General features: G+C 35.0%; 14 protein-coding genes. 13 read left to right on the forward strand and 1 reads right to left on the reverse strand.

Annotated features, from left to right (window positions below):
• Window positions 1-237: 237 nt before the first annotated feature.
• The 9 genes from JOD14_RS10555 to JOD14_RS10595 all read left to right on the forward strand — a co-directional run bounded on the left by JOD14_RS10555 (window position 238) and on the right by JOD14_RS10595 (window position 7,550).
• Window positions 238-459 (forward strand): transcription antitermination protein, encoded by a 222-nt coding sequence (locus JOD14_RS10555; RefSeq protein WP_204654757.1) that lies wholly within the window; start codon window positions 238-240, stop codon window positions 457-459.
• 187 nt (window positions 460-646) lie between these two features.
• The gene (gene galE, locus JOD14_RS10560) at window positions 647-1,642 is read left to right on the forward strand and encodes a UDP-glucose 4-epimerase GalE (RefSeq protein WP_204654758.1); all 996 of its coding nucleotides are present in this window, start codon (window positions 647-649) and stop codon (window positions 1,640-1,642) included.
• 332 nt (window positions 1,643-1,974) lie between these two features.
• Complete coding sequence (gene mltG, locus JOD14_RS10565; protein ID WP_239576180.1) at window positions 1,975-3,186, forward strand: endolytic transglycosylase MltG; 1,212 nt, start codon at window positions 1,975-1,977, stop codon at window positions 3,184-3,186.
• 149 nt (window positions 3,187-3,335) lie between these two features.
• Window positions 3,336-3,809: a transcription elongation factor GreA gene (greA, locus tag JOD14_RS10570; protein ID WP_204654760.1), complete on the forward strand. Its 474-nt coding sequence runs from the start codon at window positions 3,336-3,338 to the stop codon at window positions 3,807-3,809.
• A gap of 309 nt (window positions 3,810-4,118) precedes the next feature.
• Window positions 4,119-4,850 carry a cell wall-active antibiotics response protein LiaF gene (liaF, locus tag JOD14_RS10575; protein WP_204654761.1) on the forward strand — a complete coding sequence of 244 codons (732 nt, stop codon included), beginning with the start codon at window positions 4,119-4,121 and terminating at the stop codon, window positions 4,848-4,850.
• Window positions 4,847-5,926 carry a sensor histidine kinase gene (locus JOD14_RS10580; RefSeq protein ID WP_204654762.1) on the forward strand — a complete coding sequence of 360 codons (1,080 nt, stop codon included), beginning with the start codon at window positions 4,847-4,849 and terminating at the stop codon, window positions 5,924-5,926. Before liaF ends, JOD14_RS10580 begins: the two co-directional genes overlap by 4 nt.
• Entirely contained in the window at window positions 5,927-6,556 is a 630-nt protein-coding gene (locus JOD14_RS10585; protein ID WP_204654763.1) for a response regulator transcription factor, read from the forward strand.
• Window positions 6,557-6,572: 16 nt separating this feature from the next.
• A complete protein-coding gene (locus JOD14_RS10590; protein WP_204654764.1) occupies window positions 6,573-7,238 on the forward strand; it encodes a potassium channel family protein in 666 nt (221 codons plus the stop codon).
• 18 nt (window positions 7,239-7,256) lie between these two features.
• Window positions 7,257-7,550 (forward strand): HesB/YadR/YfhF family protein, encoded by a 294-nt coding sequence (locus tag JOD14_RS10595; RefSeq protein WP_204654765.1) that lies wholly within the window; start codon window positions 7,257-7,259, stop codon window positions 7,548-7,550.
• Between the two features lie 68 nt (window positions 7,551-7,618).
• Here JOD14_RS10595 and JOD14_RS10600 read toward each other — a convergent pair whose 3' ends face one another.
• Window positions 7,619-8,422 (reverse strand): DUF1189 domain-containing protein, encoded by an 804-nt coding sequence (locus JOD14_RS10600; protein WP_204654766.1) that lies wholly within the window; start codon window positions 8,420-8,422, stop codon window positions 7,619-7,621.
• A gap of 106 nt (window positions 8,423-8,528) precedes the next feature.
• On the opposite strand from JOD14_RS10600, the gene JOD14_RS10605 reads away from it, so the two are divergent.
• The 4 genes from JOD14_RS10605 (at window position 8,529) to JOD14_RS10620 (ending at window position 14,215) form a co-directional block, all read left to right on the forward strand.
• Window positions 8,529-8,945, forward strand: a complete 417-nt coding sequence (locus JOD14_RS10605) for a GtrA family protein (RefSeq protein ID WP_204654767.1) — start codon at window positions 8,529-8,531, stop codon at window positions 8,943-8,945.
• An 89-nt stretch (window positions 8,946-9,034) separates the two neighbouring features.
• Entirely contained in the window at window positions 9,035-9,643 is a 609-nt protein-coding gene (locus JOD14_RS10610; RefSeq protein WP_204654768.1) for a superoxide dismutase, read from the forward strand.
• A 333-nt stretch (window positions 9,644-9,976) separates the two neighbouring features.
• Complete coding sequence (locus tag JOD14_RS10615) at window positions 9,977-12,097, forward strand: peptidoglycan D,D-transpeptidase FtsI family protein (RefSeq protein ID WP_204654769.1); 2,121 nt, start codon at window positions 9,977-9,979, stop codon at window positions 12,095-12,097.
• Window positions 12,098-12,328: 231 nt separating this feature from the next.
• A complete protein-coding gene (locus JOD14_RS10620; protein WP_204654770.1) occupies window positions 12,329-14,215 on the forward strand; it encodes an ABC-F family ATP-binding cassette domain-containing protein in 1,887 nt (628 codons plus the stop codon).
• Window positions 14,216-14,218 lie beyond the last annotated feature (3 nt).

The raw sequence follows: 14,218 nt of genomic DNA on the forward strand, positions 1-14,218 counted from the left end.
TAATTATAAGGGAAACAGATGCTTTTTTGTTATAGAAAGAAAAAGGGTGTTCTTACCAATTTCTTAGTAACAACACCAAATATTATAGACCCAAAAAAGTTGAGGAGTATAAAACGCCTCAACTTTTTTATTTTCATATTTTATTTTTCACAAACTAGATTTTTTCAGCAAAATAAACTTGTATTTTTTAGCAATACATGTTATGAATAGAGTATAGAAAAAGAGGGGGTCACTTGGATGTTGAATGAATTACTAGTTGGAGAATGCTATGAAGTAAAGACAAAGGATTTTAAACGCCCTTTTGTAGGGAAAGTAAAAGATATTCGAGAAGATTACGTTATTGTGGAAGTCAAACATTGTGAATTAATTGACCAGGAAAAATTTAATCCAAAATCATTAGTTAAAGCACAACCTTTTGATGTGAAACGCCTCGTTGGTGAAAACTGTTTCTTTAGTTAAATAAAATGATTTGAACGTACGATAATATTTGAGCCAAGCTGCGCAAATGTTATCGTACGCTTTTGTTTATAGCCCTCTTCAATTTTTTGCAAAGAGTTCTTTTATCTCGTGTGGTCTATGCTATAATATTGAAGGTGAGTTTTTAATATTCAGAGTTAAAAAGATAACAAATTGAGGAGTGAATAAATTGAAAATTTTAGTAACAGGTGGTTTGGGCTTTATTGGCAGCCATACAACAATTGAATTGATCGCCAAAAAACATGAAGTGGTCATTGTTGACAATTTGGTGAATGCCAAAATTGACGTTTTAACTATTTTAGAAGGAATCACAAACGAAACCATTCCTTTTTATCCATATGATGTGACGAATTATGAAAAAATGAGTGAAGTATTCCAACAACATCAATTTGACGGTGTGATTCATTTTGCTGGTCTAAAAGCTGTTGGAGAATCGGTTGAAAAACCATTAGAGTATTATCAAAATAATTTAATTTCAACGATGACTTTAACGCAATTGTGTCGCGAACATGCTGTTCACAAGTTTGTTTTTAGTTCTTCGGCCACTGTGTATGGCGACCAAGAATCACCACTTATGGAACACTTTGAATTGAAGAAAACAACGAATCCTTACGGGGAGACAAAAGCAATGTGTGAAAGAATTTTAAGCGATGTTGGTCATGCCCGTCCCGCGTTTGAAATTTCATTGTTACGTTATTTTAATCCAATTGGTGCGCATGAAAGTGGTTTGATTGGGGAAAACCCTAATGGTATTCCAAACAATTTAATGCCTTATATCACAAAAGTTGCTAAAGGCGAGTTGTCAAAATTAAATGTATTTGGTGATGATTATGATACAGTAGACGGTACGGGCGTCAGAGATTATATTCACGTTGTTGATTTAGCTAAAGGACACGTGGCTGCTTTAGAGCACTTAACAAAAGGAGTGCACATTTATAATTTAGGAACAGGAAAAGGGACTTCGGTGTTGGAATTGATTCAAACATTTGAAGCAGTAAATCATGTAAACGTTCCGTTTGAAATCGTTGCAAGACGCGCAGGTGACATTGCTACTTGTTATTCTGATGCAAGTAAAGCAAAAGAAGAGTTGCATTTTGTAGCAGAAAAAGGAATTGCCGAAATGTGTCGAGATGCTTGGCGATTTGAGAACAACCAATTAAATTAAAAATAGTTAACTGAACTAGACAAAAGTCGCCCATCTTCTTATTAGATGGGCGATGAATGCTATTCGGTATGAGGGTTACTGTGGATAACTCGAAAACCGATAGAATGAATTACGAACAACCATTCAGTATTTCTTCTCGATTATCATCTTGAACTGGTAAAAAATACCGTAAATAAGTGATGGATGATGAAATATCTGAATTTGATAAAATAACTGTAGTAATATTTAAGTTATTATTAATTACTTAAGACAGAAGTAGGCAATTAGTTCCTTCGACTGGACTTTCGTGTATAATAACGCAAGTAAATAGGAATGAAAGTTAGGTGAGTTTTTTGTCTGAACAGCCCGAAAATGAAGAGAAAAAAGTAGAATCGGTGGGTGCTCGTAGTCAATCTCCGAAACAAAAAGGACCAATCGTCCACAAGAGCCGCAATGGTTTAAGAAGTGCAAAAAAGAAAAATCGTTATCAAGAAGATAAATTAGTCAATCGAATCGTCTCGGTTATTGTTTTAATTGTGATTGTGGCATTAATCTCTGGTGGATTTTATGCTTATCGTTACATCGCAACCAGTTTACAGCCTTTAGACTCCGAAGATAAAGAAATTGTCTTTGTTGAAATTCCAATCGGTTCTTCTAATAAAGCGATTGGGAAAATTTTAGAAGAAAATGAAATTATTAAAGATGGGACCATTTTTAATTTTTATACGAAATTTAATAACCTAAGTGGGTTTCAAGCGGGACGCTATCAGTTTTCACCGAGCATGACATTAAATCAAATTGGTGATATTTTGAAAACAGGGGGCTTAGCAGCAGATCAAGCAGATGCCCGTGTGACGATTCCGGAAGGCTTTGACTTGACTCAAATTGCCGAAGCTGTTGCAGCAGAAACCGCATTTTCAAAAGAAGCATTTCTAAAATTAATGGAAGATGCGACATTTTTGACGAAACTTGAACAAAAATATCCAGCGCTTCTAACAGACGTGGTGCAAGAAAAAGACGTTCGTTATGCATTAGAAGGCTACTTATTCCCTGCAACGTATGATTATTTTGAGAGTATGACTTTAGAAAGTTTTGTCACGCAAATGGTAGCAAAGACGAATGAAGTAATGTCTAGTTATTATGAGCAAATTGAAGAAAGCGATTGGAACGTCCATGAAATTTTAACCCTAGCCTCACTTGTCGAAAAAGAAGGGGTAACAGAAGAAGATCGTCGATTAATTGCGCAAGTTTTCTTTAATCGCTTAGCCGTTGATATGCCACTGCAATCGGATATTTCAATTTTGTATGCTTTAGGCGTACATAAAGAACTGGTTACTTACGAAGATACGGCAGTGGACTCACCATATAATCTATATGTAAATAAAGGATTTGGCCCCGGCCCGTTTAATAGCCCAGGGGAAATGGCGATTCAAGCAGTCTTGGAACCTACAGCAAATGATTATTATTATTTTGTAGCAGATTTAGCGACCGGGGCGGTTTATTTCTCGAGTACGCTTGAAGAGCATAACGTTTTGGTTGAACAATACGTGAATAAAACGCAATAAGTGGTTTACAATTAACAAAAAAAATGGTAACCTTTTGTGGATTCAAGCAAATGGTTACCATCTTTATTTGTCTATTGACTGGCAAATCAGGAAACGTGCTTTGAAAAGACTGAAAATATTAAATGATTGAATTATAAGGAGATTTATCGATGGTAGAAAAAGTATATCCAATGACTTTGGAAGGAAAAGAAAAATTAGAACAGGAATTAGAAGAATTAAAAACAGTGAAACGCGGCGAAATCATTGAGCGAATTAAAATCGCCCGTAGTTTTGGTGATCTTTCAGAGAACTCTGAATATGAGTCCGCAAAAGACGAACAAGCTTTTGTTGAAGGTCGTATTACAACACTTGAAAATATGATTCGTTTTGCACAAATTATTGATAATAATAATGTGGATCAAGACGAGGTTTCTATTGGTAAAACAGTAACTTTTATAGAATTACCTGATGGAGACGAGGAGGAGTATACCATTGTCGGAAGTGCTGAAGCAGATCCATTTGCTGGCAAAATTTCGAATGATTCTCCGATTGCACGAGCGTTAATTGGTAAAAAAATTGGCGAAGAAGTTTCAATTTCTACTCCTGGTGGCGATATGCAAGTTAAAATTGTAAGCGTAAAATAAAAATACAATAAATAGGTAGCGATTTTAAGAGAGTGTTTTGACAAACCTCTTCGATCGGCTTCCTATTTTTTTATTTTAAACTAAAAATTGTCGTGAAATCATGCTAAAGATGGATGAAAAAAAACAAGAAACTGGTAAAATAGACAAAGACAAGTGTAGGAAAAAAAACAAGCATATAAGATGTGGAAAATTCACATTATTTGATTAAAATATTTTTGAAATATCAAAAAAATGATAAAAGGTTTGTAAGGTTCTCCTCTATAAGTCGGAAGATAAAAACCTTAAGTAAATAAATAAGGAGATACTTAATTGGGTAAATCATGGCGTTTTTTTCTGATGCTTGAAGGATTATTAGCGATTTATTTGTTGTGGCAATTGATGAACAATCTTCCATTATTGATGGGGATGTTGGCGGGTTTTTTCTTGTTATTTGTAGCCCAAAAACGAAAAGGATTTGGCGGAAAAGGACATCTTTTTTTTATCATTAGTTGGTTTTTGATTGTTTTTAGCTTATTAAGTCTGCCAGCTATTTGGTTTATGCTAATATTAGCAGTTTTATTCATCAGTTTAAAAGGATTAGAATGGGCGGGGTTATCGACAAATCAACCTTTTTCTTACTTGAAAAAAAAGCTATGGATGATAACAACGAAACAACCCGAAGACCATAGTGGGAAATTAAATAAAGAGCCGCTTTTTGGGAATCGCCGTATCGGCACAAACGTCTATGAATGGGACAATATAAATTTACTAATTGGTGGTGGCGATACAATTATCGATTTAGGTAATACACTTTTGCCTAAACAAGAAAATTATATCGTGTTAAGAAAAGGAGTGGGCCGTACACGAATTTTAGTTCCAGCTGGAATTGGTGTGTATCTTGACTGTAATTTATTAGCAGGAAGCGTTAGTATTGCTGATGAGAAAATTGAGATATTTAATCAACGTTTTAGTGTTTATAGCAATGATTTTGCTTCAAGCTCTCGACAAATAAAGATTATTGTTAGTTGCCTAGTCGGGGAAATTGAGGTAATTTATATATGATAAGAAAAAATCCGAAATTGTTTATTTCGATTTATGCTGCTTTAATTGTCCTCTTGCTGTTTTTTTTGTTATTAGGAACATATTGGATTGCGGCTGGGGTTGAAAGATGGTGGCTTGTTTTTTTTCAGATTCGCTTATTTTCCTTACCCTTTCTTTTTTACTTTCTTTTTCTAGCGTTCTTCGTTGGTAGTTCGGTTTATCTTTTTCTTAGTATTTACCAACGACATTTACTGTTGCCAATTGAAGAAAAGTTGCGTCTTTTGGCAGGTGGAAATATTGATAACCCTATTTTAGAAAAAAACATGCCTACTGCTAGTTCAAATGCAACCCTTTTTGAAATGGATAATGATCTTTATATGATTCGAATGAAAATGCGCGAAATTTACACTGAACTTCAGCAGTTAAATAGTCGTCCACAATTGCTAAATGGTATTTCCAAAGAAGAAATTTTAGAAAGTGAACGACATCGCTTGGCTAGAGAATTACATGATTCTGTTTCACAACAACTTTTTGCTGCAATGATGATGTTAGCAGCATTAAACGAACAAGCAGAAAATATGGATTTAACGGAAAAGCAAAGAAAGCAGCTAATCCTAGTCGCAGATGTCGTAAATGCTGCACAGTCTGAAATGCGTGCGCTGTTATTACACTTGCGTCCAGTTTCTTTAGAAGAAAAAACATTAAAACAAGGAATTGAACAATTACTACAAGAGTTACAAACAAAAGTCAATATTCGTTTGAAATGGGAAATTGAAGAATTTGCGATTCCTGTTCAAATTGAAGACCAATTATTTCGAGTGGTACAAGAGTTGCTGTCAAATACATTAAGACATGCAAAATCTTCTGAATTAGAAGTGTTTTTACGCGAGGTTGATCAAAACGTTTTGTTACGAGTAATTGATGATGGTGTTGGCTTTGACGTCGCGCTACAAGGAACAAAAGCTGGAAGCTACGGATTATTAAATATCCGCGAGAGAGTGACTGGGGTTGGTGGCTCTCTGAAAATTATTAGTTTTCCAAAGCAAGGAACAAGCGTTGAAGTCAAGATTCCTTTGATTGGAGGAGGAGAAAAATAGATGATAAAAGTATTGTTAGTGGATGATCACGAAATGGTCAGGTTAGGGGTATCTTCTTATTTGTTGGTGCAAGAAGATATTGAAGTAGTCGGTGAAGCAGAAAATGGTCTAATTGGCTATGAAAAGGCATTGTCATTGCGACCAGATGTAATTTTAATGGATTTAGTCATGGAAGTGATGGATGGCATTGAGTCAACTAAAAAAATTTTAGCCGATTGGCCGGAAGCTAAAATTTTAATTGTGACAAGTTTTATTGATGACGAAAAAGTTTACCCTGCTATTCAAGCAGGAGCCAGTGGGTATTTATTAAAAACATCCACTGCCAAGGAGATTGCCAATGCGATTCGGGCAACTGATCGCGGTGAGCAAGTGCTTGAACCAGAAGTAACGACAAAAATTGTTCATCGAGCAAAGTATCCCGTAAAAGAATTGCACGAAGAGTTAACCAATCGAGAATCAGAAGTCTTACAACTAATTGCGCAAGGAATGAGTAATCAAGAAATTGCGGATACATTATTTATTACGCTGAAAACAGTCAAGACGCACGTTTCAAATATATTGGCTAAGTTAGAAGTCGAAGATCGTACGCAAGCTGCAATTTATGCATTTAAACATCATATTGTCATTTAACTAAGGAGAAAAAACTATGAAACAAAATTATGCAATTATTGGTTTAGGACGTTTTGGTGGAAGTATTTGTCGTTCTTTAGTAGAATCAGGTCAAGAAGTTCTAGTAATTGACAGCAATGAAGACCGAGTAAACGAGTTTATGAATATTGCGACGCATGCCGTTGTTGGTAACGCTCAAGATGAAATGACCCTACGCTCATTAGGCATTCGAAACTTTGATCATGTAATTATCGCAATTGGCGAAGATATTCAAGCGAGTATTTTAGTGACGCTGATGGTAAAAGAAATGGGGGTACCAAACGTTCTGGCTAAAGCCCAAAATGAATACCACGCCCGAGTATTAGAAAAGATTGGTGCAGATAAGGTTGTCCATCCTGAAAGGGATATGGGGGTAAGAATTGCTCATAATTTAGTTTCAAAAAATATTCTTGAATTTATTGAACTATCAGATGAGTTTACCTTAGCAGAAATACGAGTGACAAACCCTCGCTTTTTTAATAAATCATTAATTGATTTAAACTTTAGACAAAAATTTGGTTTGACAATTGTTGCGATTCGCCGAGGAAGTGGCAAAGTGGTCGTATCACCAGATGCATCGGAAGTAATAAAAGAATCGGATAACTTACTTGTAATTGGGGCTTCAGAAGATGTTGATATGCTAGATGATAAAATTAACAAATAAATTATATGGGGTGCCAATATGAAATTAACAATTACACCACAAGTCTTAGCTTGGTTTAAAGAAGAAATTAATTTGGGCGAAAATCAAGGGATTCGTTTCTTTGGAAAAGTTTACGGAAAAACGCAAGTTCATGAAGGTTTTTCAGTAGGGATGTCGGTTGATTCGCCAGAAAATCCACTTTTTTCAGAGACAATTAATGGTATTTTATTTTTTATTGAAGAAAACGACGAATGGTTCTTTAAAGGTTATGACTTAACAGTAGATTACAATGAGCAGTTAAAAGAACCAGCCTTTATTTTTAAAGAAATTTAACGAAATCGATAAAAATCGCAAGCTTGTCTAAAAGTGACAGGCTTGCGATTTTTATGTATTATATTATTTTAGCTGTTTTTTTCTTGTGGCCGCTTTAAAGATAAAGTGAAGATAAAGAAGCTTGCCATCATAATAAACGTATCTGTTGCAAATCCTGGAGCGAAATAACTAACACACGCAGCTAAAATAACTGGTAAAGTACTTGCGAAGACCAAGACTTTATAAGTATCTAGGAAGTGCGGTTTTATCCGTCTGAAATTCAAGTATAAATTTGCAATTAAAGTTGTCATGAGTGTGGTGAAAATCATGCTAAGAAAAGTTGGATAAATAGCAATTGATAACGTCAAAGGGATAATCCACCAAGGAAGTTGATTGTTTTGTAGACTTGCTCGTAAGTCTGCGCCATTTAAGCCAGATAATGCGGGATTTGAATAAGGAATTTTTAATTGATTTGAGCCTAAAAGCGTGGTAAGATTTTCACTTGCAGGTAAAATAATAATAATTTGATTCTTTAACAAACCAATACTAAAAAAATTACCAACTAAATCTTGTTCAACTTCTTCTGCTGTTCTTTTTTCATCAGGGTCAAAGGTGAAAATAATTGAATCGGTTTGATAAATAAAGCCCTTTTCTTTTGAATCAACAGATAAATTCCCATCTTGAATCGTAAAATTTGGAATCATTTGTGCAATTTCTTGTGCGTCTTGTTGAACGGATTGGAAAATGGCCATCGTCTGCACAGTAATTGGGATAGCTAAAATAAAGCTAAGTAAGGTTAAATGACCAACTACTTTAGCTAAAATTATTTTTTTTGCTTGTTGTAAATCTTGAAACTGAAAAAAAGATTTTTTGAATAATTTAAGATAAGACATGTCTGTTCTCCTAGGTATGATTTCGTTCAAGCTATATTCTAGCTGAGTGGCTAACGTTTAACAACCCTGAAATAAAAAAGAATGAAAAGAAAGGTGAAATATCACTATGAAAACTTTGAATCAACAGAAACAACTAAAAGAAATCAGTCTGTATCTAATCTTTGGCGTTCTAACGACGGTCGTCAATTTTTTGGTTTTTTATGTGACAAAAGATTTATTGGCATTAAATTTAGTTGTTTCTAATACAATTTCTTGGCTACTTTCAGTTGTTTTTGCATTCATTACAAATAAAAAGTGGGTATTTGGTTCAAATGACAAACGTTGGCAAACAACGCTTCAAGAACTCTTTAAATTTATTTTTTACCGTTTGTTATCTTTTGGTTTAGACATGGGAAGTTTAATTGTAATGATTGACTATTTGAAGTTTGGTGATTATTTTGCTAAATTAATTTCACAGTTTTTCGTAATTGTCGCCAATTTCTTATTTAGTAAATGGCTAGTTTTCAAAAAACGAAAAGAATAATTAAAAAAAGATAAGCATATTTTTTGCCGTAATCGAAAATATTTGATAGTCTTAAACATGTAAAGATAACTAATTAGGAGGAATTTTACATGACTTACCAATTACCAGCACTACCTTATGCTTACGATGCTTTAGAACCTCATATTGATGTGGATACAATGCACTTACACCATGAGAAACATCACAATGCTTATGTAACGAACTTAAACGCAGCAATTGAAAAACACCCTGAGCTAGGCGAAAAATCAATTGAAGAATTAATTGCGAATATGGATGTAATTCCAGAAGATATTCGTACGGCGGTTCGTAATAATGGTGGCGGTCATGCAAACCATACTTTCTTTTGGAATATTATGGCACCAAATGCTGGTGGAGAGCCAGTAGGTGAGTTAAAAGAAGCGATTGATGCGACTTTTGGTAGTTTCGAATCTTTCCAAGAAAAATTCAAAGCAGCAGCGGCAACTCGATTTGGTTCTGGTTGGGCTTGGTTAGCTTTAAAAGATGGAAAATTAGAAGTGGTTTCTACACCTAACCAAGATTCTCCAATTATGGACGGTGGCGTACCGATTGTTGGAATTGACGTTTGGGAACATGCTTACTACTTAAAATACAAAAACTTACGTCCAAGCTATGTTGAAGCATTTTGGAACTTAGTGGATTGGAAGAAAGCAAACGAAATTTTTGTTTCGGCAAAATAATAATAGATAAAAAAGAAGCGCTCAAGTGATCGCTTCTTTTTTTGCAATGGCGCCAGTACCAAATATAAGTAAGCGATTTTAATTCGCTAGGCAACTTGTTTTTTCCACAGATGAAAATAAAAAATTAATGTTTCACAGGTTAGAAGAATTGAAATTGGTAATTTCGTTGTTTTAAAAGCAGGGGAATAAGTTTTTGTTTTGTAGAGTGTCCGACTCGTGAAACAATTGAGAGAATCTAAAATTTTTATTTATTCTAACGAAATTTAGGCAAAGTGTTCTTTTTTTTGGTAAAATGGGTAGTATTAGCGATACACGAAAGGAATAACTAGATTAATGAAAATATTTAAAGATTATCTTTCTAGCAATACCCCGGATGACCAAGCATTAAAAAATAAAAATAAATCACATATCCCTTTTCGATTAAACTTATTATTTTTTATTATATTTGCTTTATTTGTCTCTTTAATTATTCAGCTAGGCTATTTGCAAATTGTGAATAGCGAACAATTAGAAGGCAAAATCAAGGCCTCTTCTGTTCGAAAAATTGAAATAAGTACACCAAGAGGGATGATCTATGACTCAACTGGGAAAGTTTTAGTTCAAAATAATTCAAAACCAGCAATTGTTTTTACAAGAGGGCTAAATATGGAAGCCCGTGATTTATTGGAATTAGCTCAAAATTTGAATCAAAAAATTACGATAGAAATTGATGAAAATTTGACGCCAAGAGATTTAAAGGACACTTGGCTTGCCAATCAGGAAAATTTAGAAACAGCACGAAAACGCGTATCAAAAGAAGCGTTGAGTCAGACCGATGCAAATGAATATCAACTAATTGTTGATCAAGTATCCGATGAAGAAATTAACTTTTCAGCTGAAGAATTAAAAGTTGCAACAATCTTTAAGCGTTTGAATAGCGCACAAGAATTGACAACTGTTTTTGTGAAAAATGAAAATGTGACGGATGAAGAGTTAGCTATCATTGCAGAAAATAACCAAGATTTACCAGGGATAGCAACAGGAACGGACTGGGGACGGGAAGTTGTTGAAGAAAATAGTTCCTTACGTAGTATTTTAGGACGTGTTTCGACAGAGCAGCAAGGTTTACCTTCAGAAGAAGCAGACTATTATCTCGAAAAAGGTTATGCGCGTAATGATCGAGTGGGGACAAGTTTTTTAGAAAAACAATATGAAGAAGTTTTACAAGGAACAAAAGCCCAGCAAGAGATAACGATTAATTATGAAGGGAAAATTGAAAGTATTAAAGAAAGTTTTGCCGGCGAAAAAGGCGATAATATCAAACTGACAATCCATTCTGAATTTCAACAAAAAGTGGATGAAATTTTAAAAAATAATTTTCAAAAATTAGTGGATAATGGGTTTGCTGATTATTCACCTGGTGCGTATGTCGTAGCGATTAACCCTAAAACAGGTGGCGTGCTAGCGATGTCTGGTTATTACCATGACGTGAAATCGTCAGAACTACAAGAAGATACTATTGGTGTTTATAAAAAAGCCTTTGTACCAGGGTCTGTTGTCAAAGCGGCAACGTTGACTGCTGGCTGGAACAATCACGTTTTAAGTGGGAACGAGACACTCTATGATCAACCAATCTTGTTAGAAGGTTCAAATCCTAAAACTTCTATTTTTAACAAGACAGGCTCAGCCAATCGCTACGTAGATGCTGAAAAATCACTAGAAATTTCTTCCAACTCCTACATGATTCAAATAGCTTTAAGATTACTTGGCATCAATTATCAAGGATCTAAAATCGCAGTACCGATGATGAAATATCAAGAAACAGCCTTTGAAAAACTTCGAACAGCGATGGCTCAATACGGAATGGGAACGGAAACAGGGATTGATTTACCAGGAGAAGAAACTGGTATCCAAACGCCACTGGAATATTTGTCTGATGAAAATCATGATGGCGGTAAAATTCTAGACTTAGCTTTTGGTCAGTTTGATACGTATACGCCTATCCAATTAGCCCAATATGTGGCAACGATTGCGAACGATGGGGTGCGCTTAAAACCGCATTTAGTTGAAGGAATCTATGGCAATGATACTCACGGACAATTAGGTGAATTAAAAGAATTAATGGAGCCAGAAATTTTAAATGAAGTGGAATTAACAAGTGAAGAACTTGCGATTATTCAAAAAGGTTTTCGCGATGTCGTCACAGGAACGGATCCGTATACAACGGGGACAATGTTACGAGGAGCGAAAATGGCGATTTCAGCTAAAACGGGTACAGCTGAAACAACAGTATTTGAAGATGGGCAATTATTGGATACAGAAAACTTAAATGCGGTAGCTTATGGTCCTTCAGATGACCCAGAGATTGCACTTGCTGTCATGATCCCTCAACTACGAGGTGAAAAACGCGGCTATCCAAACTTAGAAATCACCAAAGAAATTATGGACGCATACTATGATTTGTTTATGAAATAAGCAACGAAAAAAATAATAAAGTAAACAAAAAGAAAACCAAATTGAAACAGCGCAGGTAGCCACTGATTTCAGTTGGTTTTTCTTTTTTATGTGAGTAATTAAAAAAGGACCATAGTGAATCACTTATTTACTTTCTTTTATTTTCAGCTAGATTTAGAGTATAATGTTTAAAGACACTTTTTAATCAAATAAAGAGAAAGAAAAGTTAATTAGTTAGGAGTAGAAGATTTCTTGAAAGAATTGAAAGTAATTGATTTAAATAAAACCTATGGAGACAAAGACCTTTTTAATCAGATCTCCTTTCTTATTCAAACGCACGATCGAATTGGTTTGATTGGTGTAAATGGAACTGGGAAAACAAGCCTCTTAAACATTTTATCAGGGAAAGAAAAAGGGGATGGCGATCGACAAACCCTTTTTTTCCCTAAAGATTTTCGTGTTGGGTATCTGACGCAAAAAACAGAATTAGATGAAGACTTAACGGTTTTACAAGCAGTATTTCAAGGCGAGAGCGAACAGTTAAAAGTTGTAAGAAGGTATGAAGAAGCTTTAATGCAACTTGAATTACAAAAAGACAATCCAGCTGTACAAAAAGAATTTGAACTTGCTCAAGAAGCGATGACAGAAAAAGACGCTTGGCAAACGGATACGAATGCTAAAATTATCTTGCAAAAATTAGGGATTACCCAGTTAGATAAAAAAATTCGAGCATTATCCGGTGGGCAACAAAAACGGGTGGGCTTAGCACAAGTCTTAATTGATGAGCCAGATTTACTTTTGCTAGACGAACCAACGAACCATTTGGATTACCAGGCGATTGAATGGCTTGAAAACTACTTAAAACAGTATCGAGGCGCTTTAATGATGGTCACGCACGATCGTTACTTTTTAGATCGGGTGACGAATCGGATTTTTGAACTTGCTTTTGGCAAAATCCATGAATATGTAGGAAACTATGAAACTTATCTCCTTGAAAAAGCGGAACGAACCCGTGTTGAAGGGGAACAAGAAGAAAAACGTAAGCAGCTTTATAAACAAGAACTTGCTTGGATGAGAGCAGGAGTTCAAGCACGAGGCACAAAACAACAGGCCCGTATTAACCGTTTTGAAGACTTAAAAGAAAATTTGTATCAAGTGAAGCAATCTGGGGACATTGAAATCGATTTAGCGACACAGCGTTTAGGCAAGAAAGTTTTAGAAATAAAAAATGGTAGTTTCAAGATAGGCGCGCAAGTCATTCTAGATAATTTTAACTTATTGATTCAATCTCGTGAACGTTTAGGAATTACTGGAGAAAACGGCGCGGGCAAGTCAACTTTATTAAACTTGCTAGTGGGGCATTTGGCATTGGATCAAGGAGAACTGCAGATTGGTGAAACCGTTCGAATGGCTTATTATACCCAACAAAACGAAGAAATGGATGAAAATCAGCGTATGATTGCTTATTTACAAGAAGCTGCTGAAGCCGCTACTCGACAAGATGGGACACAAATTGGGGTAGCCGAACTGTTAGAACGTTTTTTATTTCCCCGTTTTATGCACGGTACAAAAATTGGTAAGCTGTCCGGCGGTGAAAAACGACGCCTCTTCTTATTAAAACTTTTAATTGGCCAACCCAATGTTTTAATTTTAGATGAACCAACAAATGATTTAGATATTGATACACTTACGATATTAGAAGATTATCTACAAGCTTTCCCAGGAGCGGTAATTACGGTTTCACATGATCGCTATTTCTTAGATAAAGTAGCAGAAAAACTTTTGATTTTTGAAGGATCAGGAGTGGTGACACCCTATTTTGGTTCGATTAATGACTATTTACTTGAAAGTAAAAAAGACAACGAACTAAAAATGAATACTAGTAAAATACCTTCACCGCAATCAAAAGAAAAACCTATCAAAAAGAAACTGAGCTACATGGAACAAAAAGAATGGGCAACAATTGAAGATGAAATTGCCGCTTTAGAAGAAAAAATTGAAGAACTAACGGAAGAGATGAATCATCAAGGATCTGATTTTACACAATTACAAAAAATCCAAAAAGAAATTGATCAAACCGAAGCAGTTTTAGAAGAAAAGATGACTCGTTGGGAATATTTAAGCGAGTGGGCAGATTAAAAA

The organism is Enterococcus lemanii, from assembly GCF_016909125.1.
In the GTDB taxonomy this organism is placed as follows: Bacteria; Bacillota; Bacilli; order Lactobacillales; family Enterococcaceae; genus Enterococcus_I; species Enterococcus_I lemanii.

Bases quoted from the DNA above. Each gene is read 5' to 3' on its own strand.
- JOD14_RS10555 (WP_204654757.1), top strand. From the start codon at position 238: ATGTTGAATGAATTACTAGTTGGAGAATGCTATGAAGTAAAGACAAAG.
- JOD14_RS10585 (WP_204654763.1), top strand. From the start codon at position 5,927: ATGATAAAAGTATTGTTAGTGGATGATCACGAAATGGTCAGGTTAGGG.
- greA (WP_204654760.1), top strand. From the start codon at position 3,336: ATGGTAGAAAAAGTATATCCAATGACTTTGGAAGGAAAAGAAAAATTA.
- JOD14_RS10615 (WP_204654769.1), top strand. From the start codon at position 9,977: ATGAAAATATTTAAAGATTATCTTTCTAGCAATACCCCGGATGACCAA.
- JOD14_RS10580 (WP_204654762.1), top strand. From the start codon at position 4,847: ATGATAAGAAAAAATCCGAAATTGTTTATTTCGATTTATGCTGCTTTA.
- JOD14_RS10610 (WP_204654768.1), top strand. From the start codon at position 9,035: ATGACTTACCAATTACCAGCACTACCTTATGCTTACGATGCTTTAGAA.
- JOD14_RS10590 (WP_204654764.1), top strand. From the start codon at position 6,573: ATGAAACAAAATTATGCAATTATTGGTTTAGGACGTTTTGGTGGAAGT.
- JOD14_RS10595 (WP_204654765.1), top strand. From the start codon at position 7,257: ATGAAATTAACAATTACACCACAAGTCTTAGCTTGGTTTAAAGAAGAA.
- JOD14_RS10600 (WP_204654766.1), bottom strand. From the start codon at position 8,422: ATGTCTTATCTTAAATTATTCAAAAAATCTTTTTTTCAGTTTCAAGAT.
- JOD14_RS10605 (WP_204654767.1), top strand. From the start codon at position 8,529: ATGAAAACTTTGAATCAACAGAAACAACTAAAAGAAATCAGTCTGTAT.